Below are 25,243 nucleotides of genomic sequence, written 5' to 3'. Positions count from 1 at the left end.
CTGGTCAGTAGATCAGGGGAAGATGCCGCGCTGTAGGTAGAGCGTCTGCAACCTGTCCAACGCCAGGATGTAGGCCGCGGTCCTCCAGTCGGTGTCGTACTCGGCCACTACCTGCTCCACGTCGGCGTAGGCGGAGGTGATGATCTTGAGCAGCTTGGCGTCCACGGTCTCCAGGTCCCAATACTCGCTGCGCTTGTTTTGCAGCCACTCGAAGTAGCTCACCACCACGCCGCCGGCGTTGCACAACACGTCGGGGATCAGCTCGATTCCCTTGTCAGCCAAAATCTGGTCGCCGTCGGGATTGATCGGGCCGTTGGCGCCCTCGGCGATCACCTGCGCATCGATCAGCGGCGCGGTCTGCGCCGTGATCTGATTCTCCAAAGCGGCGGGCACCATGATATCGACTTTGGTGGAGAAGAACTCCTCTTTGGAGATCTCGTCGGCGTCGGGATAGCCGACGACGCCGCCGTGCTCGGCGACCCAGCGCACCAGCCTCTCCGCGTCGATCCCCTCAAGGTTGCGAATTGCGCCGGTGTGGTCGTGCACGGCGAGCAGCTCGGAGCCCTTGGGCGCCATCAGCCGGGCGGTCCAGCTGCCGACGTTGCCGAAGCCCTGAACCGAGTAAGTCGCACGGCTTAGGTCGAATGCCTTGCGCTTGGCCCACTGTTCGATGCAATAGACCACGCCCTGTCCGGTGGCCTTGTCGCGTCCGGGGGAGCCGCCCGCGGCAAGGGTCTTGCCGGTGACCACATGCACGTTGGCGTTGCGCATGTGCGGATCGACGAACGCCTGGTAGCTGTCGAGCAGCCAGACCATGGTCTGGGCGTTGGTGCCCACATCGGGCGCCGGGATGTCGTACTCCGGGCCGATGTTGTTGCCCAATGCGTGAGTGAAGCGCCGCGTGATGCGCTCGAGCTCGAGCATGGTGAACTGCGAGGGGTCGATCTGTACGCCGCCCTTGGCGCCGCCAAAGGGAATGTTGACGATTGCGGATTTCCAGGTCATCCAGGTGGCCAGCGCGCGCACCTCGTCGATGTCTACCGACTGGTGGTAGCGCAGCCCGCCCTTGAACGGGCCGCGGGCGTCGTTGTGCTGCACGCGGTAGCCGGTGATAACCTTCACCGAACCGTCTTCCATTTTAATTGGGAAATTGATTTTGATCTCGTTGATCGGCGAGGCAAGAATCGCGCGCACCTCCTGATGCAACGACATCAGGTCTGCTGCCTTGTCGAACTGTTTCTGTACGTTCTGGTAGACGTTCATCTGTGTACCCTCCGGCTAAATCGATGGGCAGTTGTTGTAAAGCAGCGAGTGGAAAGCAGCGTCCGAGGGGTGGGGTTGAGTTGTCAAACAAACTTCGCGCCCAAGCCGCAAGGCGCGGCCCCGGACGAGTGATACGCTACAACTTTTAATGGGAAAATCAAGACAAATCCGCAGACCGTCGGATTGAACGCCCGAGGGCCCGGTGCTACGATTAACACCGTGAAAAATCATGACATGGAGATCGAGATGAAGCGTCTAATGCCCCTGGCGATAATAACCGTGCTGCTCGTTTTTTCACTGGGCTGCGTGGACGAATATTCTCAGACAACGTCGAAACAGCTCGATGACGTGGACGGCAACGTCAAGGTCGAAGTGCTCGAGAACGGCTGGGACCGGGTAGTGCTGCGCTTCAGCCTTGCAACTCCCCAGGCCGTGCCGCTGGCCACCAAGGGCGGCCGATTTTTCGAGATCGGTTACGTGGGCGAAGGTCATAGCTCGACCTTGGGGCAGCCCAAGCTGCCGACAGTCAGGCGGATGGTCAACGTCCCGCTGGGCGCGGCGATCGAGCTCGAGGTGCTCCAGAGAGAAACCCTCGATCTCAATTTGACCGACCTGGGCGCGGACGCGGCGATCGTGCCAATGCAGCTTTCCGTAGAGAAGCTACCCGGCGCCTACGCCACCAGCGAGTTTCTGATCGACAGCGCGACCTACGCGGCTGACGAGCAGGTCGGCGGGCTCGGGGCACAGCTGGTGGACGAGGTGATGCTGCGCGGCTATCGCGGCGTAATGCTGCAGGTCGATCCGATGGCCTACAACCCGGCCAGTGGGCGAGTTGAGCTGTTGAGTTCGATCACAGTTGCCCTGGAATTCGACCGGCCCGATCCCGAGGCGACCCTCGAGCTGATCGGCCAAACCAAACAGCCGTACTTCGAGCTGCTCGCCCGGCGGATTTTCGTCAACGAGCCCCACGGCAAGGGCCTGCCGGCCGCGCCGGTCAAGATGCTAATTATCAGCGCCCCGGCCTTCGTCGACGGCCTGGCGCCCTACATTGCCTGGCGCACGCGCAAGGGTTTCGATATCACGCTGCTGGACACCGGCGCCACCGGAACGAGCCGCGAGCAGATCAAGACCGCGATTCAGGCGGCATACGACAGCGAGGGGATCGCCCACGTGCTGTTGGTCGGCGACACGCCGGACATCCCGTGCTGGATCGGCCAGGGCGACTCGAGCCCGGACACCGACCTGTACTACGCTACGCTGGCCGGCCCGGACTTCATCGCCGACGTGGGCATCGGGCGTTTCTCGGTGACCAACGCCGGCGAGCTGAGCAACCTGATTAACAAGATTCTCAGCTTCGAATCGGCGATCAGTGCGGACAAGGGGATCGATTTCCACGAGCAGATCGACTGCAACCAGACGATCTCGGCCAACAACACCTCGGGGTCCGACATCTGGGATTCGTACGATTGCGTGGGCTGGGACGAGAGCGGACCGGAGTACGTGGTCAAGGTGGTGCCCGGCGGCAGCGGGGCGCTGAGCGCGACCATCTCGGGCATGTCCGAGGACCTGGACGTGTTCATCCTCTCGGCCGAAAATCCGAACTCTTGTCTAGAGTACGGCGACACGAACGCCGAGATCTCCGGCGCCACAGGCGGCGTGCCCTACTACATTGCAGTCGACGGCTATTACGGCGCGGTGGACAACTTCAACCTCAGCGTGAACTGCATTGCCGGCGACGATGACGACGACGACGACGACGACGATGATGATGATGATGACGACATTGAGCCCGGCTGGCAGAACGCAGCCATCTTCATGGCCAGCAACGACCGCTACTATGTCACCGAGGCCACCCACGACTACGTGATCAGCAATTACCTCGACCCCGAGGGTTACAGTTACGACAAGCTCTATACCCACACATACTCGGCCAACAGCGGCCAGGTCAGCGCCGCGATCAACGCCGGCCGCGGCCTGGTTACCTACTCGGGCCACGGCTCCACGAGCTACTGGGCGGACGGCCCGGTCTTTTACCAAAGCGATGTGGACGCGCTGTACAACGCGGCCTATCCGTTCGTCCAGTCCTACGCCTGCTACACCGGCTCCTACGACCTTGACGAATGCTTTGCCGAGACCTGGATCCGCGACGACCACGCGGCGATGACATTCTGGGGCAGCTCGGTCACCAGCTATTGGGACGAGGACGACATCCTGGAGAAGGGCGTGTACGCGGGATTCTTCGACCCCAGCGGCGAGGCGCTCGACCTGACCTGGATCGGCGCGATGACCGAGTACGGCAAGTACGCGGTGTACCAGGCCTACTCCGGCGGTGAGAGCACCCAGCGCTATTACGAGATGTACAACATCATGGGCGATCCGAGCATCGACATCTGGACCCGGGTGCCAACCGCGCTGACCGTGGATTTGCCCACGCACCTGGACCCGGGCGCAAGCTCGCTGTCGGTCGGGGTGGACCAGGGCGACGCGATGGTCGCGGTGACGCTCAACGGAGAGCTGATCGGAGCGGCCTACACCGCGGCCAAGGGCCAGGCCGACGTGCCGCTCGATCCGGTGCCGATCGAAGGCGACTCGCTGCTGGTCACGATCACCGCTCACAACGGTATTCCCTACGAGGGGACCGTGCCCGTGCAAATCGGCGACGATGACGATGACGACGACGATGATCTGGACGACGACGACGACGATGATGACGATGATCTGGATGACGACGACGATGACGATAACGCCTGTTCGTCGTAATCAGCGGTAGAAATATAAAAAGGCCCACCCGATTGCGGGTGGGCCTTTTTAATTGGTCGCGTGATCGATCGGTCAGCCGATGAGCCGCGGAATGCGGTAGATCTTGCGGCGCAGCACCTCGCCCGATTCCAGCGATATAATCGAGCCGCGGACCTTGCTGTTCTTGACCTCGAGCAGGCCGAAGGTCGGTTTTGGGGCGTCCTCGCGTTCGACCACCAGCGTCCCGGGGCTGATGAACACGACGTAGCCCAGCTGTTCGATCGATGCTTTGGCCGCGCCGTTGCAAACCACGTCGATCTGACCGGAGAAGCACAGATCCACCGGGTCCAAATCGTCGGGCAGGTCGTTCTCGTGGCGTCTGGTGTAGTTCGTCAGCAGAATCCGCACTTGGTCGACCAACTCGACGCGGCGGTTGGCCACAGCGTGGTCGCGGTAGGCCGACTCCTCGGGCCCGGGTACGGCGAGCACCGGCATGCCATGATTTTTCAGTACCTCTGCATCGTTGTAATCAACGCCGAGGTGGAAAACCGCCGAGGCGCCCAGCCGCCGCAGATGCTTGGCGGCCAAGCGGATTGAGTCGAGGTTCCCCTGACTGTTTGCAATCAGCCCGATCTTCAATTGCTCCACCTCCGCAGCATGCCTGGCGACCCAATTTCAGATGTTAATCGGTTTACCTAGTGTAACAGCACAGGCTTCCATTAGCACCTCTCCCAGTGTCGGATGAGGATGAATTGTTGCGACGATCTGTTCGGCCGTGGCGCCCAAACGCAGGGCGAGGCAGGCCTCGGAGAGCAGGTCGGAGACTTCGGGGCCGACCATCCGCACTCCCAGCAGCTTACCGGTTTGACGCTGGGCGATCACCTTGATGAATCCCTCGGTCTCTCCGCGCGTCATGGCCCTGCCGCTGGCCGAGAACGGGAACGCGCCGGTGTCGATCTCGTGGCCGGCCGCGAGTGCCTGATCTTCGGAGAGACCGATGGTTGCGATCTCCGGGTCGGTGAAGACCACGGCCGGGATCTGCGTCGGGTCGAACTCGGCCTTGAGCCCGGCGATGTTCTCGGCGGCGACGATGCCCTCATGGCTCGCTTTGTGCGCCAGCTGCGGGCCGGGGGTGATGTCGCCGATGGCGTAGATCGAGGGCACGGCCGTGCGGCGCGAGGCGTCGACCTCGATCAGCCCCAGAGCGTTGGGCTCCAAGCCTGCGGATTGCAATCCGATCCGGCTGGTCTGCGGCCGTCTGCCCACCGAGACCAGGATGCAATCGGCCTCGATTGCGCGCGGGCCCTCCGGCCCCCGGGTGCTTAAGATCACCGAGCTCTCACCGCGTTCCAGCCCGACGGCTTTGGTCGAGAGCAGCGTCTCGACCCCCATTTTACGCAGCCGTTTGACAACCGGCTCGACCAACTCGGCTTCGGACCCGGGTAGCAGCTGGTCCATCAGCTCGACGATGGTCACTTTGCAGCCGAGTTTGGCGTAGACCGTGCCCAGTTCCACGCCGATATAGCCGCCGCCGAGCACGATCATCGACTGCGGAAGCTGCTTTAAACCCAGAGCCCCGCTGCTGCTCAATACGCGTTGCTCGTCGAACTCAAAGCCCGGGATCGTCACCGGCTCGCCGCCCGTGGCCAGGATCAACGCCTTGGCTGTGATCGTGCGCGAGCCGCCATCGGCCAGCTCGACCTCAAGCGCGTCAGGTCCGACCAGCTTGCCACTGCCCTTGATTACTTCCACGCCCCTGTTGCGACATAGGTAGCCCACGCCCGCGCTCAGCCGCCTGACCACCCGATCCTTGCGCGCCATCAGCTTGGCGAAATCGAGCCGCGGATTGTCGATCAGCACGCCGTAGTCCTTGGCGCGGCTAAGCTGCTCATAGAGTCCGGCTCCGTGGATCATTGTTTTGGAGGGGATGCAGCCCACGTTGAGGCACACGCCTCCCAGGGCGCCGCGCTCCACCAGCGCCGTGCGCTTGCCCAGCTGGGTGCAACGCAGGGCTGCGACGTATCCGCCGGGACCGCCACCGAGCACTAATACATCGTAGTTCTCTGACACCTTGGACCTCTTTACAATTTTCCCGGAATACCGGGGCGATGGCTCAATTATGAAATGATATTGTCCGGGCCTCGGCCGCGTCAAATTAAATCGTGGTTAAGTCTTGAAAGTCGATCGGTAACAGTAGAATCTGTTGATCTCAAAGGCGAGCGATGACACATAGAATAACGATAATCCTGACCATGATTTTAATCTTGACCGCCATCTGGCTGGTCAATCCGCCCATGGTGCGGGCCTATGGATCGGCCACGCACGTGGCCGAGGCCATGGCTTACCTCGAGAGCATCCGAACCCAACCGCTGGCCGGACCGCGCGGCGACTACGAACTGTTGAGTGAGCCGGACAACCTGATGTACCTCAAGCTCGGGTCGATCTGGCCCGACCTGATGCGGATCTGGCCGGGAGTGGATTTCGAGCCGCATAATCACGATCTTGGGTTGTGGCTGCTCGAGACCGCAGCCGAGCAGCCCGAGCCGTGGAAGCTGGCCTTGGCCGTGGGCAACCTCAACCACCAGTGCGGCGATGTGGTGGCGCAGAACATGGGCACGCAGTACTACGGGGTCAAAGGCCGTTGGGGCGACCTGGATGTGATCCGCGGCGTGCAGGACGACCGTCCGGGCGGCGAAAAAGAGGCCGCCCTGGAGATGACCCTCGAGCTGATGCGCATTGATCTTCAGCCGTACATCGAGTTGGCGCAATATTTCCTCACCGACTTGACCCAGCCCGATCCACTGCTGTTTACGGCCGCGGATTGGTATTTGGAACAGGTCGAGATTTATCACAATCTCGATTACGGATCGCTCGATCGCGAACAGGCTTTCCAGGCGCTGGTCGCAAAGCTCCAGCCGGTGTCCGATCCGGAGCGCTGGGGTGCGGCCCTGAATCCGGATGCGCCGATCGAGCAGCGGCTGGCCGATGCCTGGCCGTTGATCGGACCCAAGGGCGACATCGAGATCGACCAGCTGATGATCTACTGGGATGAGCTGCTGCGCGTGCTCGGCGGCCCGCTCTCGCAACCCGATTTCTACGACGATTATTTCACCCTGTTCAAACCGTTGTCCGTGGTTATACTGCGCGAGATGGGCGATCCGGGCGATCTGTGGCAGGACTGGCCCAACTGGGAACAAAAGACCAACATCGGTGGTTCGGTGGCCTCGCTGATGGCATTTTTACCGGAAATCTACGCTGACCAGCACGAGGTGTTCGTCACGGACTGCCGCTGGCTGGATTGGGACCAGGCCGATTACATCACAGAGTTTGACCACGATTCTCCACCCAGCGAGGTGCGCGCCGAGGTGCGGATTTTCGTCGCAGCGCCGGTGGACGAGCTGTTTGTGTTGCGCGTACTCAAGGACGTGCCGGGCTTCTCCTACCAGTCCGACACGCTGGTCGAGCAGAAGGTGTTTCGCCTGACCATCGACCCGGCGGACTACGGCAGTGTGCCCCAGGAATGGGTGATGTTCGACTTCAGTCCCGGCGACGAACTGCTCGATGCTCGCGGTATCACCCTCGAGCTGGCGCGCCATTCGGACGGCAAAGCGCTGTTCACCACCAGCTTCGATCAGATGCTGGCGATCACCCAGACCGACGTGTTCACCCCCAACTATCACAACAAGTGGGACAGCTACGGCAAGCAGTGGCCCTACGGTCTGCGGGTGCTTAATCCGCAATTCAGCGCTGACAGCGGCGACATCAGCGGCCGGGTTGTAGATCTGGTCAGCGGCAAAGGAATCGAGGGAGCCACGGTCGAGCTCGAGGGCCTGGGCAATGCGACGACCAACCAACGCGGCCGCTATACCTTCGATGGCGTGGACGCGGGCGAGCACACGCTAAGCGCCGCGCCCGAGGGATACGCCCCGGGATCGATCGAGGTCGATCTCGAGTCCGGCGGCTGGATCAGGCGCGACATCGAGGTCAGCTTCATCCCGCTGGTGGACGACGGCGGCCCGTACTCCACCGACAACCAAACGTTCCCGATCATCTGGGATTGCCCGGAGGGCCGCGACCTCGAGGGTTTCGAGGCGGCGCTGGGTTCGCAGCCCGGGCTGGACGACCTGGTCTCCTGGCAGGATGCGGGATCGGGACGTTTCATCGAGCTGTACGCGGACGGTGCGGTCGAGGACGGAACGCTGTGTTACGGCGCAGTGCGGCCCAAGCTCGCGGACCAAATCCTGGCTGCGGGTTTCGGGGACGGCGTGTTAGTCGATCGCAGTCCGCCCGAGCTTGAACAGCTCACGGAGATTAGCGACCCCGAGGACGGCTGGCAGCGCGACGCGCTGGTCACATGGGGCGCAGATGATCCGCATTCGGGGCTGGCCGCGCAGGCGCTGTGTCTGGGCAGCTCGTCCTCATCGTGCGACCTGCTGGATTGGACGGCGTTGGACAGCTCAAACTTCGAGCTCGATCCCGCGCAGTACGCTTCCGAGCCGCCGATCTATCTGCGGGTGGTGCTGTTCAATAACGCCGGGCTCAGCAGCGAGGGAACGCTGGAGATCGTCGGGCCCACGGCCGAGGACGACGCTGAGGACTCGGCCGACGACACGAGCCCGATCAACGGTCGCTGCTGCGGCCGCTAGCCTGGATTCATAGACCACGATTGTTATTGATTGTCCGATGATTAGCGCCAGCCCGCTTGGGCTTGCGCAGAGCGGCTACTGCCAGGTGTCCACGCGCAGGTCGCCGTCGGTGTCAAAGCCCTTGCGTGCGAACTTGCCCTCGGTGGTGTAGCTCTCGAAGGTGTCGACGTTGCCGTCGCCATCGGTGTCGTAGTCGATCCAGCGGATCGCGCCGTCTTTCCAGAAGTAGACGCGTTTGTCCGGCTGGCCATCGCCGTTGGCGTCCTCGGCCTCCCAGACCAGCATGCCTTCGGTGGAGTAGCGGCTGGTCTTGTCGAACACGCCGTCGCCGTTGGAATCGACTTGGACCTCGATTACTTCGCCCTTGAGGTTGTAGACCGTCCACAGGTCGAGGAAGCCCAGCTTGGCGCTGTCGACCGCCTCGACGATTCTCTTCTCGTCGACGTTGTAGCGCATCAGCAGATCGACGCGACCGTTGCCGTCGCGGTCTTTGGTCTGCTCGCGCATCTTACCGTTGGGCCCGTAGAGAATGCGCTCTGCGACCAGCCCCTCTTCGGGGTCGGCGTACTTGATGGTCATCAGCGGCAATCCGGTGCGGTCGTGGGTCGTGATCTGTTCGGGCACGCCGTCGTGGTTGGCGTCGTGTTCCACGCGGCGCTTCTTGCCGCCTTCCCAGTAGCGCTCGTGCGCGTCGGGCTTGCCGTCGCCGTCGGTGTCCAGGGAGCGCGAGATCAGGCTCTCGCTGGTCTTGTCGTAAAACTCCCAGACGTCGATCTCGCCATCGCCAGTGGAGTCGAGCTCCTTGGCCGCTTCGAAATCGCGGCTTGCGGCAATCTGGGCGGTGTCTGGCGCGCTGCTGACGAACTGACTGATCATTAGCACAACGACCAGCAGGGCCGCTGCTGCGCTGCCGCCGACCAGCGCAATCTTGGCGCGGTTGAAGATCGGTGCGGCGCGACGTTGGCGCGTCTTATTGAATTTTTTAAGCGACAGGCCGCAGGCCGGGCACTTGGTCTCGTGGACCTTCATGCCGTAGCCGCACTCCGGGCACTTGATTAAAAACGGGTTCTGGCAGTTGCGGCAGAAGTCGTAGCTGTAGTTCTTCTCACCGCACTTACGGCAAATTACGCCTTTTAAAATCAGCTGCCCGCGCTCGGAGCCCGGCGCCAACAGGGCGCCGCAGAACGGACACTCCGTGGTGTCGAAGTTGATATCGCCCCTGCACAGCGGGCACTGTGTAACTAATTCTTTCATGGGAGCAAAAGGCTATCACATTCGATGCGCTTGTCCAGACGCTATAGACTTTTTTTCAACGACCTTAACGAGAGGATGGCGGCCAGGGCGACCAGCGTACCGAGCAGCGCGATGATGCAGAAAACGATCGGCCGCGAGCTTTCCATCGGCAACCGATTGAGAGCCAGCAGCGAGAGCGTGTTGTAGGACGCGTGGGCGCAGATTGCCGGCCACAGCCCACCGCGCAACGCCAAATAGGCGAAAAGGTAGCCCAGGCCGAACAGCGGCAGGAACAACAACGGATTAAGGTGGAACCCGGCGAAGACCGCCGAGCTCAGGGCCATTGCCGCGGGGATGCTCATCCGCGTCGCCAGGTCGCGCTGGATCAGACCCCTGAACAGCAGTTCTTCAAACAGCGGACCCACGCCGCCGACGACTGCCAGCAGCATCGCCAGTTCCCATCCCGATTGCGCCAACAGCATCGGTCCGGCGTCGAGCCCGAGCAGACGCAGCAGCTCCTCGGGCGCGAGCAGCGTGATCAGCCCGCCGAGCCCGACGTTGAGTGCAGCCAAGCCGCAGCCCACGGCAATCCCCGCTGCGAGCATCAGCGGGGCCGGCCGGGTCAGTCCCAGTCCGCGCAGATTTTGGCGCGCCATCCAGATCAGGATCGCGGTCGGCAGGCAGACAACGCCAAGCTGCGTGAGCGCGAGCACCAGGCGCATGTTGACCCAATCGCGGGTGTAGAGCAGCACCAACAGCAGTATGCTGTCGATCTTCAGCCCCAGTGGCAGGGCGAGCACCAGCCATAGCGGCGGATATACGCCGAAAGCTATCGCTTGCAGGGGTCGAGGTCGCTGCGGAGGATCGGAGTCGGCGATCAGTCCTCGTCCTCGAAGAAGCAGTTGTCCCGAGCCTCGCAGTCCTGGGCCGCGAACACGCATTCGCGGTCAAAACGCGGCTCGTCCGACAGGCAGTCGGCCCGGCAGTCGTCCAGGTCAAGGTAGTCCGGTTCGAGCAGCCCGCATTGCTCGATCAGCTCGCAGGCCTGGACGCACTCGATCTGGTCGGTGCGGCGGTCCTGCTGATCCTCGTAGCCGTCCTCGCCGCGTTCGCATGCAAGCTGCATTGCGGCCGGAATCAGCAACAGGCAAAGGATTGACGCGATCGCCAAGTAGGTTCGCCGCATCTTATTTCTCCTCTGTTGCCGGTTGCTCGGCGGGAGTCGTCTCCGCTGCCGCGGGCTGTTCTGTTTCCGCTATCGCCGGTTCCTCGCTCAGCTCTTCGGGCCACAGCGGGATCTTCCAGGTCAACGGCTTGGGATCGGGTTTGCCCGCGGCGCGATTGCGCGCAAGCTCGCGCTGGTAAACCACGTCAAAGCCGTTGAGCAATGCCACGAACACGTGTTGGTTGTAGTCGATGCGCGTGTCGTTGGCCACCGGCGAGCCGCGCATGCAGCCCAACGCCTTTTCGGGATAGGGCAGAAAGTAGACGTTTCCGGGGCGGTACATCTGGTTCATGTCGAACCATATACCGTCGTAGATCGCCTGGCCGTAGCGCTCGATGGCCGCTGTATCGTTCAGGTGCACGGCCAAGATGTAGGCCTCGTCCGTGGCCTCGGTGCGGCTGCCCGCCGGAGTGCTGCGCGGCGGTGTGGAGTTGTCGTAGCCGCCGATGTAATCGTCCCAGACCTTGTGCGAGAAACCGCGCGCCCGCGGGTGTTGGTGGTTAACGTTGTAGTCGGCCATGGCAAAGGCCATCTCGCGGTAGCGATCTTGGGGGTCGATCAGATACAGCCGGCTCATTGCCTGAATGATCCAGTTGTCCGGCTTGCCCGTGCGGCGGAAGTCCTGGATCTGATACTCGCCGATGCGCTTGGCGCACTGAAGCCAGCGCGGATCTTTGGTGCGTTCGTAGAAACGAATCAGCGCCAGCATCGCCTCGCCCGGGTAATAGATCGGCTGCTTGTCGGGCAGCCTTTTCTTTTCGACCTGGCTCCATTCCTTGTAGACCCGGCCGTCCTCGGAGGTGAATAGCAGCAGGGCGTTGCCAAAGCCGTGCATCTCCTGGCGCAGGCGGTCGGTCATCAGCGAGTCGGGGATATCCATGTAAGTCAGCAGCGCCAGGGCCTGGCCGCCCAGCGAGGCCTTTCCCTCGGGCGCGAAGAGCACGATGTCGGGGTAACCCTGGGGCACCATCAGGTTTTCGCGCATGTAGCGCAGTCCTTCTGTGGCGCCTTTAAGAAACACATCGTCGCCGAACAGCCGATAGAGCCGGAACAGGCCCCAGACCGATCCGGCGTGGCGCACCTTGCTGTAGTTGGTGGCCACGGTGTCACTATCGGGCCAATAGATATAGCGGTACATCCCGTTGTCGTCGGTGTAATCGGCCACGCAACGGCCGGTTTTGTAGACAGTGTCGAGCAGCATCTCGGTGGTGATCTCACGCGTTACGGGCACGTTGCCGCGGAACAGGTCCTGCGGCTCGCCGCCGGGCACGTCCTCTTTAAACGAGATCGTGTTGAAGCGGTAGAGCGATACCCGGTTGTTTTTCCAGCCGTCGTCGGGCAGCCCCGCCTTGCGGCACAGCAGTCGCAGCTGCTTTTTAATGCAGCGGCGACCGTTCATCCGGCGTTCGCCCTCCATGTACCATCCACGGTAGATCAGCTCTTCGGGCGCCTGGTAGAACTCATTGTCCTCGGTGGCCAGAATCAGGCCGAAGATTCCGGGCTCCACGTCGTAACGCATTCGGCGCGTGCTCTTACTCCTAATCGGGAACACCTCGTCGACCACGTCGACCTTGATCCAACCGTTGTCGATGCCTTGGGAGTCGGCGATGCGTTTGAACCGGGAGTCGCTGTAGATCCGCAGCGTGGCCTGCGCCACCGAATCCAGCAGCGTATTGCCGCGCACCATCTCGATGAAGAACTCGTGCTCCGGGACGAACAGCGAGACGATCGCTCCGTTGTTGTATGGTTCGCTCAATACCGCCGGAGCGCCGGTGACGTCCAGCACGCCATCGGAGGTCAGAGCCTGACGCACGGCCTTGAGCAGGAAGGCTTTTTCAGCGCCGTTGATCGCCAGCCGCTCGTCGCTGAATTGTTTGGCCGCCTCGCCCTTTTTAGGGCCGCAGGCCGGGCTGATGGCCAGCGTCAGCGCGATCAACGCGATGATAAAGATTAGGGTCGACTTTTGTCGGCGCACAGCAACCTCCGAAAGCTATTGGGGCGAACCCTCATGAATAATGCAGGGTGATAAGCATGCCGCACCGTTTCACAGAGTGTCAAGGAACCGGCGAGAGCCGCAGGGTTGACAAACCGCGAGCGGCGACTTAATATATAGATATATGAATATCGATATAAGCAAGGGGAAGCACCGGGACAAACAACTCGATCGCGCGGCCGAGATCCTCAAGGTCCTGGGTCATCCGGTGCGACTGCGCATCGTGATCTCACTGCTGCACGACGATTGCAACGTCAAGCGGATTTGGCAGAAGCTGGAGCTTCCCCAGGCGACGATCTCCCAACATCTGGCCCAACTAAAGGCCAAGGGGATCGTCGAGTCCAGACGCGACGGAGTAAAGATGTGCTACTCAGTCTGCGACGAGCTGGCCGAGCGGCTGGTTCGTTCGATGATTAGCGGCTGTAATAAGCGAAGCGAGAAATAAAAGGAGATCCAGATGGCAGACCTTTTGACAATCAGCGACGAGAACTTTGACCAGGAGGTGATCAAGTCCGATCTGCCGACGCTGGTCGATTTTTGGGCTCCGTGGTGCGGTCCGTGCCGGATGGTCGGGCCGGTGGTCGAGGAACTTGCCGGCGAATACGCGGGCAAGATAAAGGTGGTCAAGCTTAACGTGGACGAAGCCCAGCGAACCGCGTCCCAGTACGGCATCCGCAGCATCCCCACGATAATGCTGTTCAACGGCGGGCAGGTTGTCGAGCAGGTGATCGGCGCGGTGCCCAAGGCCAAGCTTGAGGAGTTGCTGCGCAAGGTCCTGTAACGGACCTTGACGCTCGTGTGATCCGCGGCTAAAATTCCGATCCGCTGAGTGGTCAGGTAGCTCAGTTGGTAGAGCAGGGGACTGAAAATCCCCGTGTCGGCGGTTCAACTCCGTCCCTGACCACCATGCACACAACATGACGAACGGGAAGTCGGAAAGATCAAACCGGCTTCCCGTTTCTTTCTCTGATAGGGACAGACTTGGCGAGCTGATTGAAACACTCACCTGGAAACAACGGTTATTCGTAAGTCTTCGGGCTGCCTTCGGGTTGAACTTTCCAGCGGCGGTGGATCCAGAGCCATAGTTCAGGTTCATCGTAAATCGCCTTTTCGAAAGGCGCGATGTAATTACGAGTGTTGACGCTCAACTCTTTTTCCGGATCATCTGGAATGGACGTCCAGGGGATCTCCCCCAACACCACGACCTCGATATGATCCGCGTCGAGCTGTCGAGAGTAACCGGCCACAACCGCCGCGCCGGAATCGCGCGCGAGATAAGCGCAGGATCGGATTGTCGAGGCCGGGCGTCCGAACCATTCTACGAAAACGCCCTGGCTGTGCTTCATGTTCTGGTCGATGGCCATGATGATGCCTTCGCCCCTTGCTAATCCTTCCTGAATCCGCGCTAGGGAATTCTTATGCGGGATCGTGCCCAGGTTCATTGCCAAGCGCGCCTTGATCAGCAGGTTTTCCACGACCGGGTTTTTGATGATCTTGATGATGTTGGCGACCGGATAGCCGGACATCCCGAACTTTCCGCCTGGAAGTTCCCAGGCGCCGAAGTGCATCGAAAGGATCAATACGCCTTTACCTTTGTTGAAGGCGTCGCGGATGACGCGCTCGTTGTCAATGACCACGTTTTCATCCCAGAAATTCTCATCGTACAAGCAAGTGCGAAGATAATTGACAGACTGGCGTCCGAGGTTGATGAGACAACGCCTGTAGATTTCGTTTTTCTCCTCGGTCGTCTTCTTGTCGCCAAAAACGATGTCCAGGTTCGTCAACGCGATGCTTTTCCGGATCCGCAGCAGATACAACAGGCGGCCGATGATGGCTCCGAATCTCCAGGCGTTCTTTCTCGATAACGAACGGACAAAGGTCAACAGCAGCCAAATGCCGAAACGGGAAAACGGCCGACCTTTGATCTGCACGGTTCTGGAATGCTCGCGTGCATACTCCCGGACTTTCTGCCTGGGCCAGGGAAAGGCCTTGCCGTTCGCCGCATTGTCGTTCGCGTTGGTCACTTGCTTCGGTCTTTCCAGTCCGCGCCATAGCACGACCTGATAAGCGCTTTATATTTCGAGATGATGTTTCGGCGCTTGAGTTTTAGGGTGGGGGTAAACTCGCCGGTTTCGATAGAAAAGGCTGCCGGAAGCAGCGCGAACTTGCGCACGCGATCGGGTCCGGACAGACCGGAATTGGCTTGATCCACTGCCTCTGCAATCAGATTCCGGGCTGCTTCCGTTTCATGCAGCGGCCGACTCGGGGCGTTCGCTAAGCCCAGTTCCTCGATTCGCGCCCTCAGCCGTTCCCGATCCGGGTCGATCAGGGCGATGATGTATTTCTGTTCATCGCCGTACACCAACGAGCCGGCAACCAAGGGCGACAGATTCAGCGTCGCCTCGATGTTGCTGGGGGCAATGTTTTCGCTATAGGCGGTGATGATCAACTCTTTCTTGCGGTCGGTGATTTTCAAATAGCCGTCGGCGTCCATTTCCCCGACGTCGCCGGTCAGAAACCAACCGTCGCGATACAGCGTCGAACTGGCGGCCGGATCCATTTTATAATAGCCAAGAAACAGGCAGTCGCCGCGAATCAGAATCTCGCCGTCCTCGGCGATTTTAATCTGGGCCCCTTTGGAGACGCGGCCCACCGTTCCAAACTTAAACTCGCCCGGCAGATTCAAGGAGCCGACCACGGAGGTCTCGGTCATGCCGTAGGCCTCCATGACAGGGATCCCGCAAGCCATGAAAAATTTAGCGATGTCCACCGACAGCGAGGCGCCTCCGCTGCCGACGAATCGGATGCGCCCGCCCATCGCCTGACTAACTTTGCCGAAAACCAGAGCTGTTGCGAGCTTGTGTTTAAGTCGAAAAAGCAATGGTTGCACCTTTTGGCTCTGGTAATATTCTCCGAATTCGCGGGCGACGTTCAGGCTCCAGCGGAAGACCTTACGTTTGAAAGACCCCCCGGATTCAGCCTTGGTCTGAACGGATTCAAAAACTTTTTCCAGAAGTCTGGGCACCCCGCCGAGCATGGTGGGTTGAATTTCCTGCATGTCCTGGACCAGAGTTTTCAACGATTCAACGTAACAAACCGCGCTGCCGCCCGCCAAGGCGGTGAAGTCCAGCACTCGTTGAAGGCCATGGGACAGTGGCAACACCGAAATCAACGAATCACCGGGCGCGGCGCTGGATGCGGCGCTGTAAACCTCCACCGCGGCTAAAAGATTTCGGTCGCATAACATCGCCGCTTTAGGCGGGCCGGTAGTGCCGGAGGTGTAAATATAGGTAATCGGCCTCTCCGGATCGTTGATACTTTCGCAGGCCGTATTCCAATAGGTCTGTACGTCGACGCTGTCTTGTATTTCTTGTATCAACCCGTTGAACGATCGATAGCCGGGCCACAGGTCGTCGCAACCGGCCGGATCAATCACAATCACGCTTTTCAGATTCTCCAATTCATCCAAGGCGGGCCGGATCTTCTTCAACAGCTCGCGGTTTTGTACGACGAGGATGCGTGTTTCGCTATGCCACAGGGTGTACCGCATTTGTTCGGTGGCGGAGGTCGTGTACAACCCGACGGTGATTCCACCGGAACTGACTGCGGCGAAATCGGAAAGCATCCATTCGACGCAAGTGCCGGCGGCGATGCCGACGGTCTGCCCGGATTTCAACCCCAGGTCGCAAAGGGCCGTTCCAAGCGCGGCGACTTTTTTCATCATTTCGGACCAGGTCATCGAAAGCCACCGGCCATCGCGTTTTTGCTTGACGCAGACCGCATCGGGCCAGCGGTCGGCCCGATTTTTCAACACACGAATAGAGGTGGTTTCAGGAAGATAGCTCATGGCCCGATCCGTCCGCCCAAGTTTTGGATGCGAATCACACCATACCCCCGTTCACCCCTGCAGCGTCAAGGCCGACCTTTGGTCCGTAGCGCGAAACCGCCCCAATACGTGACCGAGCGGCGGGCGCGGCGATGCGCGAGGGCGCCGATGCTGATAGCACGGCGCAGCAGTTGAATAATCCAGGCTAGAAAATCCTTACTCGCGGACTTTGCAGGATTGATCTATAGGGCCTGCGACCAGTTGATTTCAGTGACGGATGAGTTTCAGCGAGGCACAGGCTGTGGATCTCACCGATCGACCGGGCGCTGTCCTGTTTTCCGCCTGAGCACGACCAGCAACATCGGGATCAGAGGTTGACTGCCGCATTGTTGTGGTCGCGGGGCGGCAGCATGCCGCAGATCTGAGCTTCGGTCTGAAGATCTGCGGGAGTCGGGCCATCACTGCCGCCATCGCTTGAATCGGCGTAATACTGATCCATCAACGTTCCATCCGGTCGATAGACCCGCAATTCATAGCCGCTCTGGTCCGACCTCGACCGAGCAGAAATGACGGGTCGACTCCACGTATCGGGTCCACTCGCGCTGCTCATACTCCTTACTGGGCTCCACGCCGCCGCCGCCGGTCACCACGTAGTGAACTCCGTTGACGTATCCATGTTCATAGATGTGGTTGTGGCCGTTAAAGACGACATCAACGTTGTATTTCTCGAACAGGTCGAAGTAGTACTTGACGATGGTCCGGTCGGGGCTGTGACTGCCGCTGGTGACTCCCGGTTTGTGGAAACGAACTTGAAGACGATCTCAGGGTCGGCTTCCGCCTGCTCAAGGGCGTCCGCGACCATCTGATACTGTTCGTTGTTTGGGCCGTAGCGGCCTTCGGTGTCCATGATGATGAACAGGGAGTTCCCATATTTGAACCAATAATGTCGCTGTTGCACAAACAAGCTGTCGAACCAAGTGTGCTTGGAAACAGTCTCGTGATTGCCGATTATCGGGATGAATATCGTGTTTGACAGAATTTCCAGCTCGGTCGTGAAAAACTCGCCCCATTGATCCTTGTCGCCCCCGTCGCCGACCATGTCGCCGACGTTGAAAAACAGGTCCGGATACCCTGATGGGTTGTATTGCAAAATGCCGTCGATCACCGACTGATGGCCGACATGATCGGTGCGTGTGTCCCCGATCACCACGAAATTGAAAGTATTATCTCGATCCGGCGCAGTGGTGAATGAACCGCTGATCAGTTTATCATTCGCCACGGTGTTGTAATAATACAACGTCCCGGGTTCCAGGCCATCCAGGCGGCAGGTGCTCATCTCGGTATCGGGATCATGGACCGCGATAGTAGTCTTGCCCAAAGCGGGAGTTTCTCCCCAAAGACAGACACCGTCCAACCCGCCGTTGAATGTAATCTGCACGGATCGCTGCGCGACGTTTTGCAGATAGGAAATATCAGCCTTAGCCAGAGCTGGGCTGCAAGTGATTGCAAGTAAAAATACGGCTAAAACAATAGCTTTTCTCATCGGTCGCCCAACTCATCGCGGGTCGGATAATAGAGTTCCGCGCACACTTGGCAGGTGTGCGCGGAACTCAGTAGAAGGGAGATATGGTTCAAAGAACCAGACCTTTACCTATTTTTCGTCGTCATTGTCATCATCATCGTCGTTGTCGTCATCGACTTCGATGGCCAGGGCATGGAGCGTGCCGTCTTCCAGAATCAGGATTTCGACGTCAGCAAAATCGCCGTTGTTTAGCGATCCGGGGTCACCGCTGCCTGCGGGTAAGTCTTTGCTTGAAGAACCTGAAGAATTTGGTCCGGCGGTGAAGTTGGGGATACATCCGACCAGCAGTGCCAGCATGGAGACTGCGGCAAGCAGGAATATGAGACGTTTTTAGGATTCGGTCCTCATTGAGTTTTCTCCTCATGTTAATGACGGTTGTCGCGGCATGGAGAATGTTGTCCACGAGCTCAGTTAAGGAGCTAACGCACCTGTTGTGCCAAATGCGTCAATCTGTTTTAAGCGCGGGCGGAGGGCAATTTGGTTACTAAATTCCGCACAAAAAAATCAATTTGGCTGTTAGCGTGAGGTTCATTGAGCGCTGGTTTTTCAGCAGCGCTGAAAGTGCAGCACTGGTATTACTTATCAGTTAGGAGAAGCGTAGACGCAACGCAGGCCGACGTTGTCCACACGCGCCGCGGCCGGGTGCGAACGGAACCTGTACGCGGGCAGGCCCGCGCGCTCGTCCCAGGCGCCGCCCTTGACGATCATCGCTCCGTCTCGCGCCGGATCGCGATCGACGGTCCATTCCCAGACATTGCCCGCCATGTCCAATGCGCCGTAGGGCGAGGCACCGGCCAGCAGGCTGCCGGCGACGAACGTCCGGTCCTTGCCGCAGCCCGAGCCGTTGATGCCGCTGCAGGTCAGATTGCAGGTCGGTTGACTCTCGCCCCAGGGAAAGCGTCGACCGTCAATGCCGCGCGCGGCCTTTTCCCACTCCAGGGCAGTGGGCAGCCGTCCGTTGCGAAAAGCACAATAGTCGCGCGCCTGCTGTTGATCAATGCAGTTGACAGGATGGTCGAGGCGGTCGGCCTTGCCGAAGTTGCAGTACTTGCCCGGGTCGGGCAGGGTGCATTTCCCGGCCTGGACGCATTGCAAATAGTCGTAGACGCCGACCTCGCGCGCGTCGATCTCGAAGCTGTGCAGGCGTACCTTGCGGGATGGGTTGCCCGGCTGGCAGTCGTCGCGCTGTTGCGGATCGCAGCCGACCGTGAACTCGCCTGCGGGCACTCTCAGCTTTTGGCTGAATCCAGCGAAGCGACAGGGCGTTGCTTTCTTGACGTCGGTGGGCAAGGCCGGGCCGCGCGCGCAGCGAAAACCGATACGCGGGTCGCGATGGTCCGGCGCGTACCAGTCGCGGTACGACAGCCGCCGTCCCCAGTCGCCGGAGCCGAACCCGCCGCCGCGCACTACGCGGTTTTTACCGCGCGCCGCACGTTGCGAGATCCCCGGATTCAGGCCTTCCTCGTAGGAATCGGCGGTCCACTCCATCACGTTGCCCAGGGCGTCGAGCATGCCGTAGGGACTCGCCCCTTTGGGATAGCCGCCCACCGGCTGGGTGAAGCGACCGTCGCCCACGTTGGCGCGACCCGGGATCCATTGTTCGCCCCAGGGATAGCGTCGTCCGTCGGTTCCCCGGGCGGCCTTTTCCCACTCGATTTCGCTGGGCAGACGTTTATTCTTCCAGCGGCAGTAGGCGTCGGCCTGCTTCCAGGTCACGCAGTTCACCGGATGCTCAAGCTTGTCCGCTCGACTCCAGTTGCAGCTGTTGCTCGGTACGTTGTGCAGTTCTTCGGGGGTTGCGGGGCAGGCGCCGACTGCTACGCATTCGAGGTATTGGCCGAGGGTCGTTTCCAGCCGGTCGATCTCAAAGCGACCGACCTCCACTGTTCGCAACGGCCACTCGTCGGGCGTGGAATCGCCGTCCTGATCGCGGTCGGCTCCGATAATGCACGGGCCGGAGGGCACCTCGACCATTGCCGGTCGCTCGCCCTTGCCCGAGCAGCCCAGGCACAGGGCGACCAGCAGCAGCGTCAGCAGCCGCAACCGTTCCAGGTCGGCTCCTCGTTGTCGTCGTCGTCCGCGCCCGTATCGTCGTCGTCATCATCGTCGTCATCGTCCGCGCCCTGGGGCGTGGCCGCGATTTCGTCGGTGAAAGCGCTGCGGTTGCCCCACTGGTCGGCCGCGTCCAGCGCGATGTAATAGGTCTGGCCGTTGGCCAGGTCCTCGATGATGTACTGGCCCGTGCCCGCGGCCACGTCGACCAGCCACTGGCGGTCGTCGGGGTACTTGCCGATGTAGACCGCGCAGGAGGCCAGGTCAGCGTCGGCAGGGTCGGTCCAACTGACGCTGATCGTCGCGTCCCCGGCCTCGAGGGCGAGCGCGCCGGGCTCGTCCGGGGGCGTGGAATCGCCCTGGCCGAGGATGATTTGGGCGATCTGCTCGCGCACGCGCATCGTGTCCGCCGGATCGTGCGACCAGTCCCAGCTCTTGCGAACCACGCTGCGCAGCAGGGTGTCGACCTGCTCGGACTTGCCCATGGCGTCGGCCAGGCGGAAGTACTCGTAGTCCTCCTGTCCCTCGCGGATCAGCTTCATGCGCATCGAGGCGATCGGGATATCGCTGCTGCCGCCGATCATTGAGGGCGCTCCGGGATAGAACAGGTTGCCGTCGCCGTTGCAGAACCAGGTGTCTTCCCAGGGCTCGTACCACACGTCGTGGCCCGAGCGCATGCCGTAGTTGCTCTGCCAGTAAAGCGTGCCGGTGAAGTGGTAGCGCCAGGTCACCCACTGGAACAGCCGCGCGTGCAGCCCTTGGGAGTCAATGAAGTAGTTGGTGTAGTCGACCATAAACTGTGCGCTCATGCAGTTGTACATCCAGGCCTCTTCGCCCAGGGCCTGTCGCGGAGGATAGTCCTCGGGGTAGGGACCCCAGGGCAGGCTGTCGGAGAACAGCGGCTCGTCCGGGCACCAGATGTCGACCGAGCCCATCAGCGCTGGATCGACCTGCTCGGTGGCCATGGCGCGCAGCTCGGAATCGGCGCTGTGCAGCAGTTCGGCGATGTTCACCAGGTTTTGATATTCGGCCGGAGTCGGCTCGTCGGGCAGGTAGAGATAGAGCTTGTCCAGCCAGCCCTTTTCGCGGAAGTGCTGGGCGAACGCCGCCCAATAGGCGCGGCGCTCGTCAGTGGACGAGCCGCCGTAGGGCAGGCGCATGTTGGGCAGCTCCACGGCCCAGGGTAGAACCTCGCCGTCGTAGAACGGTCCCATCTGGGCGTCGAAGGTGGTCCAGTCAAAGCTGCCGCTCGAACCGTCCCAGCTCCACGTCGGGGAGTAGCACGGCGAGCTGATTCCCATCCGGTGCTTAAGCGCCTCGGCAAAATAGCGGTCGTTGAGTGTATCGCGGTTTGGGCTTGACCCCATGCGCACGTGGGTGTTGTAGGAGTTGCCGCAACTGTAGCCGTAGTTCGAGGCGCCGGTGATCTTCTCGGGTACGGTGAAGTCCCAGACCGTAAGCTCGATCGGGATCTGCACGGCTGCCTTGTCATCGCAGGTCACGGACAGCGAGCCGGCATAATCGCCCGGCTGCTGGCCCAACGGGATGTGTACATCGACCCACAACATCACGAAGCCGCCTGCCTCCACGTTGAACGGCGACCCGTCGCGGTCCTCGCCGTCCCACTCGTCTACGAACGGGATCAGGCCGTCGGGCCAAAAGCCCGAGGCCGCGGGGTCGATCGGCTTTTGGCTGGGGATGATCACCTCGATGTACCACTCGCGGAACAGCGTGATCTCGTTGGCGGCGATTTGCTCGCCCTCGGGGCCTGCCAGCGCCGAGACCGAGGCGTCGCATCCGCTGAGTGCGGCGCCGGAATCGTCGAACACCACTACCTGGAACGGCTCGTACTCGTTGCGAGCGGCCTGCAGCACCGCACCGGCAGCGCCGGTCGGATCATCGCCGGGCCGCAGCTTGAGGTTGGGATCGACGACCAACGCCTTGAGCGCGGCCTGGGCCGGCAGGGCCAGTGCGAGCACGACCAACGCGATCAACACCACAGTCGGCAGAGTTCTCATCGGCATCCTCCCTTGGCCTCGTCGGTTATCTGGAACAACCGCACGCCGAGGTTCTCGAAGATCTCGGTGAACGTGCCCTCGCGGCTGACCAGGCGCACCTGCTCGTCGAAGTAGTCAATGGCGCACGGATTGTCGCCCAGGCTCGAGATGTCGAAGGTCGCGCTGGTGGAGGTCAGTCCGTTGTTGACCGCCAGCAAATAATGGCGGCCGTCGAACTGGAACAGCCGCGTCACCACCGTGCTGGTCGACTGATCGCCGGGCATCAGCGCCGAGCTATCCAATGTGTCGCTGACCCAGATCGCGTTGAGCGAGGTGATCTGACGGGCCAGAACTTGGAAACCCTCCCAGCTCTCGGACGCGCGCAGGTGGCTGTAATTCCAATAGACGACGCCCTGGGCGCCTGCTGCCACGGCCTGGTAGGCCATGTTGCGCAGCTCGTCGGGGGTGGGCCGCCAGGGCTCGCCCACGGGCTTGGTGCCCCATAAAAGCTGCCAGTCAAAGGCCTGCAACACGCCCCACACCGGCTTGACTCCGCCGTTGGCGCCGCGCCCCTGGGCCGCCTCGAGCGCGCCCTGGATTTGGGTGGTCACCAAACCGATGGGCATGAACGGTACGGGGTAGGGGTCGACCATGAACACGTTGCAGTAATCGATGTAGGTCTCATAGGGCACCGAGGCCATCATTACCAGCGTCGTCGGGATGGTCGGTGCCACCTCGTTAAACAGGTCGTTGAGCTCTTGCGCCAGCGCGACGTCCACGCCGTGCAGTCCCGGCTCGTCGAATGTGTACCAGCCCATCAGCCCCGGCAGCTCGGAGCGCTGGGTGATGTAGTCCTCAAGAGTGGCGCGCGGCACGCTGTCGAGTTGGCTGGTCGGCTTGAGCGCCTTGACCCAGGCGAACAGCCCGGCGTCCTGCGCGGCGTTGATGTAGTCGATGTGCTCTTGCAGTTGCTCGCCCTGGCAGCAGCCCGACGAGGTCTCGGCGTTGTTAAAGCCGATGGCGGCCAGCTCGTCCATACTGCCGTCCTCGTGGTCCACCCCGTAGAAGCCCCAAGGGAAGAACGGCTGGCCGTTGATCGACATCCGGCCGGTCTCGTCAAAGGTGATTACGTTGGGAGAGGCGCGCTCGGGCAGCGGCAGAGCCGGCACCTGGGCCAGCTCGCAGGTCGGCGGCGTCCAGGCGTCGTCGTCGTCATCGTCGTCGCCGCTGTCGTCGTCGTGCCACACGTCGGGCTTGTCTTCATCCTCCTGGCAGGCGGCGAAGGACAGCAGGCCGCAGATCAGGATCAGCGCCAAGGCCGGCCAGCAAAGATTGAGCAGTCGCGAGCGGTTCATCGGACACCTCCGTCGGCCTCGAGGGCTTCCTTGATTAAGTCGGCGAGCAGCAGCAGCGTAGTGTGCAGTCCGTCGGGTTGGGCGTCGCGGAAGAACTGGCCGAAGTCGATCTCCAAGTCAAACAGCGGCAGCCCCAGCCCCAGGTGGAACGAGAGCATGTCCAGCTCGTTGAGGTTCCACAGGTTGGGGTTGTCCGGGTCGATATCCTCGTCCGTGCCGTCGAGGAAACTCGCGCCGATGCCCTGGCTGTAATATTGGAACAAGGAGAGCGTTACGGTGCCGGCGTCGGTGAGATCGCCGAAGTACGGCACGTGCATCCGCTCGTCAACGTCCCAGGCGTGGTTGCCGTTTTCATCGATATAGCCGAACACGTCGTCGCCCTGGAAATCGCTTTCAGCGCGGGCCAGGTCGAGGCACAGTCCCAGGTCGCGCAGTCCGCGGCCCCATTCGATTCCGGCCTTGGGCAGCAGCGTAGCGCCCTCCTGGTTAAGCCGGAGGAAGTTCGGGTAGTCCTCGTCGGTCAGCAGCACGATCAGCAAATCGCAGATGTTGATGATCATCTGGTCGATGTCGCCGCCGAAGCCGTAGTCCCAGTTGAATACCGTGTGCCAGTTGAAGTCGGCCTCAAGGCTGAGCAGCGTGTCGCTCAGCCCGAGCAACATGTAGGTATAGCCGCGAGCGGCGATCATGTCCGCGGCGTCCCATTCCTTGCCCAGGTCGAACAGCCAGGTGTCGCCGTCGATGATCAGCGGGTAGTGCTCCAGCCAGAAGCTGAAGTGCGGATCGTTCTGGGTGATCTTGATCATCGCCAGCATTTCGTACAGCGGCGGCAGCAGCGAGGTCTGGACGACCCGCTGCAGGTTTTCGCCAATGCCGCCTGACTTCCCGGGCATCGCCGGATCCTCTAACTGGCCGGGCAGAGCCACCAGCGCGTCGAGCACGATGATTCCGTCGGCGAGCACCAGACCGCAGGCCGCGTCGGAATTGTCCGCGTCGAACACGATCGCCCGCAGGAACTTCTCGTGTGCGGTCTGGGCGTCGCGCTCGTTCAGTGCGGCCTTGCCCTGCGCGATCAGCTCGGCCACCGGCGGCGGCTCGTCGGCCAGCGGCACGAACGGCCGATCAACGGCGCGGGCCGAGTCGGCCTCCGGGCCCGGGGCCAGGTCCGAAGGAGCGGCCTGATCATCGTCGTACACGCAGCCGACGGTCAGTCCGGCGCAGCATACGACGATCGTCAGCAAGATCGTGGTCAGTAGTCTATTAGGCATTTTTAACCTCGAGAGGTTTTGGCAGGAGCGACATTTTAACCTCAAGCGCCCGCATGCGAAAGCC

At 61.2% G+C, this 25,243-nt stretch carries 20 protein-coding genes and 1 tRNA gene; 5 read left to right on the top strand and 16 right to left on the bottom strand.

Annotation, left to right across the window (positions count from 1 at the left end; translation table 11 throughout):
* Positions 1-12: 12 nt before the first annotated feature.
* Entirely contained in the window at positions 13-1,263 is a 1,251-nt protein-coding gene (locus tag P9M14_09345; GenBank protein MDP8255942.1) for a Glu/Leu/Phe/Val dehydrogenase, read from the bottom strand.
* A gap of 246 nt (positions 1,264-1,509) precedes the next feature.
* Between P9M14_09345 and P9M14_09340 the strand changes: the two genes are divergently transcribed.
* Complete coding sequence (locus P9M14_09340; GenBank protein MDP8255941.1) at positions 1,510-4,023, top strand: C25 family cysteine peptidase; 2,514 nt, start codon at positions 1,510-1,512, stop codon at positions 4,021-4,023.
* Positions 4,024-4,095: 72 nt separating this feature from the next.
* Here the strand turns inward: P9M14_09340 and P9M14_09335 are convergent, their stop codons facing one another.
* Both P9M14_09335 and lpdA read right to left on the bottom strand, forming a co-directional pair.
* Positions 4,096-4,641: a hypothetical protein gene (locus P9M14_09335; GenBank protein MDP8255940.1), complete on the bottom strand. Its 546-nt coding sequence runs from the start codon at positions 4,639-4,641 to the stop codon at positions 4,096-4,098.
* Positions 4,642-4,677: 36 nt separating this feature from the next.
* Positions 4,678-6,072: a dihydrolipoyl dehydrogenase gene (gene lpdA / locus P9M14_09330; protein ID MDP8255939.1), complete on the bottom strand. Its 1,395-nt coding sequence runs from the start codon at positions 6,070-6,072 to the stop codon at positions 4,678-4,680.
* 194 nt (positions 6,073-6,266) lie between these two features.
* Between lpdA and P9M14_09325 the strand changes: the two genes are divergently transcribed.
* Complete coding sequence (locus P9M14_09325) at positions 6,267-8,648, top strand: carboxypeptidase regulatory-like domain-containing protein (GenBank protein ID MDP8255938.1); 2,382 nt, start codon at positions 6,267-6,269, stop codon at positions 8,646-8,648.
* A 75-nt stretch (positions 8,649-8,723) separates the two neighbouring features.
* Here P9M14_09325 and P9M14_09320 read toward each other — a convergent pair whose 3' ends face one another.
* From P9M14_09320 to P9M14_09305, 4 genes are all read right to left on the bottom strand, one after another.
* Entirely contained in the window at positions 8,724-9,902 is a 1,179-nt protein-coding gene (locus P9M14_09320) for a zinc ribbon domain-containing protein (GenBank protein MDP8255937.1), read from the bottom strand.
* 41 nt (positions 9,903-9,943) lie between these two features.
* Positions 9,944-10,681: a CPBP family intramembrane metalloprotease gene (locus P9M14_09315; GenBank protein MDP8255936.1), complete on the bottom strand. Its 738-nt coding sequence runs from the start codon at positions 10,679-10,681 to the stop codon at positions 9,944-9,946.
* Between the two features lie 77 nt (positions 10,682-10,758).
* Positions 10,759-11,067: a hypothetical protein gene (locus P9M14_09310; GenBank protein ID MDP8255935.1), complete on the bottom strand. Its 309-nt coding sequence runs from the start codon at positions 11,065-11,067 to the stop codon at positions 10,759-10,761.
* A 1-nt stretch (position 11,068) separates the two neighbouring features.
* Positions 11,069-13,081, bottom strand: coding sequence for an AMMECR1 domain-containing protein (locus tag P9M14_09305; GenBank protein MDP8255934.1), 2,013 nt, complete (start codon positions 13,079-13,081; stop codon positions 11,069-11,071).
* A gap of 142 nt (positions 13,082-13,223) precedes the next feature.
* On the opposite strand from P9M14_09305, the gene P9M14_09300 reads away from it, so the two are divergent.
* The 3 genes from P9M14_09300 (at position 13,224) to P9M14_09290 (ending at position 14,006) form a co-directional block, all read left to right on the top strand.
* Positions 13,224-13,544: a metalloregulator ArsR/SmtB family transcription factor gene (locus tag P9M14_09300; GenBank protein MDP8255933.1), complete on the top strand. Its 321-nt coding sequence runs from the start codon at positions 13,224-13,226 to the stop codon at positions 13,542-13,544.
* A gap of 12 nt (positions 13,545-13,556) precedes the next feature.
* On the top strand, positions 13,557-13,880 hold the full coding sequence (trxA, locus tag P9M14_09295; GenBank protein ID MDP8255932.1) for a thioredoxin: 324 nt from the start codon (positions 13,557-13,559) through the stop codon (positions 13,878-13,880).
* 50 nt (positions 13,881-13,930) lie between these two features.
* Positions 13,931-14,006: transfer RNA gene (locus tag P9M14_09290), tRNA-Phe, on the top strand.
* Positions 14,007-14,118: 112 nt separating this feature from the next.
* Here P9M14_09290 and P9M14_09285 read toward each other — a convergent pair.
* The 9 genes from P9M14_09285 to P9M14_09245 form a co-directional block, all read right to left on the bottom strand.
* Positions 14,119-15,123: a hypothetical protein gene (locus P9M14_09285; protein ID MDP8255931.1), complete on the bottom strand. Its 1,005-nt coding sequence runs from the start codon at positions 15,121-15,123 to the stop codon at positions 14,119-14,121.
* Positions 15,120-16,946: a long-chain fatty acid--CoA ligase gene (locus P9M14_09280; protein ID MDP8255930.1), complete on the bottom strand. Its 1,827-nt coding sequence runs from the start codon at positions 16,944-16,946 to the stop codon at positions 15,120-15,122. The genes P9M14_09285 and P9M14_09280 overlap by 4 nt, the downstream gene beginning before the upstream one ends.
* A gap of 346 nt (positions 16,947-17,292) precedes the next feature.
* Positions 17,293-17,424 (bottom strand): hypothetical protein, encoded by a 132-nt coding sequence (locus P9M14_09275; GenBank protein ID MDP8255929.1) that lies wholly within the window; start codon positions 17,422-17,424, stop codon positions 17,293-17,295.
* Between the two features lie 144 nt (positions 17,425-17,568).
* Positions 17,569-18,468 carry a metallophosphoesterase gene (locus P9M14_09270; protein MDP8255928.1) on the bottom strand — a complete coding sequence of 300 codons (900 nt, stop codon included), beginning with the start codon at positions 18,466-18,468 and terminating at the stop codon, positions 17,569-17,571.
* A 108-nt stretch (positions 18,469-18,576) separates the two neighbouring features.
* Entirely contained in the window at positions 18,577-18,804 is a 228-nt protein-coding gene (locus P9M14_09265) for a hypothetical protein (protein MDP8255927.1), read from the bottom strand.
* Positions 18,805-19,089: 285 nt separating this feature from the next.
* Positions 19,090-20,550 carry an SUMF1/EgtB/PvdO family nonheme iron enzyme gene (locus tag P9M14_09260; protein ID MDP8255926.1) on the bottom strand — a complete coding sequence of 487 codons (1,461 nt, stop codon included), beginning with the start codon at positions 20,548-20,550 and terminating at the stop codon, positions 19,090-19,092.
* Positions 20,538-22,577: a DUF4091 domain-containing protein gene (locus tag P9M14_09255; protein MDP8255925.1), complete on the bottom strand. Its 2,040-nt coding sequence runs from the start codon at positions 22,575-22,577 to the stop codon at positions 20,538-20,540. The genes P9M14_09260 and P9M14_09255 overlap by 13 nt, the downstream gene beginning before the upstream one ends.
* The gene (locus tag P9M14_09250; GenBank protein ID MDP8255924.1) at positions 22,574-23,911 is read right to left on the bottom strand and encodes a hypothetical protein; all 1,338 of its coding nucleotides are present in this window, start codon (positions 23,909-23,911) and stop codon (positions 22,574-22,576) included. Before P9M14_09250 ends, P9M14_09255 begins: the two co-directional genes overlap by 4 nt.
* On the bottom strand, positions 23,908-25,179 hold the full coding sequence (locus P9M14_09245) for a hypothetical protein (protein ID MDP8255923.1): 1,272 nt from the start codon (positions 25,177-25,179) through the stop codon (positions 23,908-23,910). The genes P9M14_09250 and P9M14_09245 overlap by 4 nt, the downstream gene beginning before the upstream one ends.
* Positions 25,180-25,243 lie beyond the last annotated feature (64 nt).

It is taken from the genome of Candidatus Alcyoniella australis (assembly GCA_030765605.1).
In the GTDB taxonomy this organism is placed as follows: domain Bacteria; phylum Lernaellota; class Lernaellaia; order JAVCCG01; family Alcyoniellaceae; genus Alcyoniella; species Alcyoniella australis.
Note: the sequence above shows the minus strand (reverse complement) of the source record. Positions and strands in the feature narration are given on the sequence as shown.